This is a genomic window from Aeromonas sp. ZOR0001, assembly GCF_000801015.1.
Classification (GTDB): Bacteria; Pseudomonadota; Gammaproteobacteria; order Enterobacterales; family Aeromonadaceae; genus Aeromonas; species Aeromonas veronii.
This window is the reverse complement of sequence record NZ_JRJY01000089.1, coordinates 1-231: the sequence shown is the minus strand read 5'-3', so window position 1 is coordinate 231 and position 231 is coordinate 1. Positions and strand designations below refer to the sequence as shown.

The window sequence follows — 231 nt, the reverse complement described above, 5'->3', positions numbered from 1 at the left end:
CCCCTTGAGCATCAGGAATGTGCAGATGGTCTGGTCGGTGTAGAGCTGGCTGCGTCCCCGTCGTCCATGATGGTCGTGGTGAAACCAGTTGCGCATGGCCTCGACATCAACCCAGAAGGTGAGTGAACCTCGGTTAATCAAAGACTTGTTGTATTGAGGCCAGTTGGTGATGGGGTGAAGCGATGTGCCCATGATGCAGACTTGAAGAGGATGGTGGTGATCAGATCACCA

1 protein-coding gene is annotated in these 231 nt (G+C 53.7%); it reads right to left on the bottom strand.

The window, feature by feature from the left end:
- Positions 1 to 192, bottom strand: a 192-nt coding sequence (locus L972_RS20890) for a transposase (RefSeq protein WP_197058097.1), incomplete at its 3' end; no start/stop codon positions are given.
- Positions 193 to 231 lie beyond the last annotated feature (39 nt).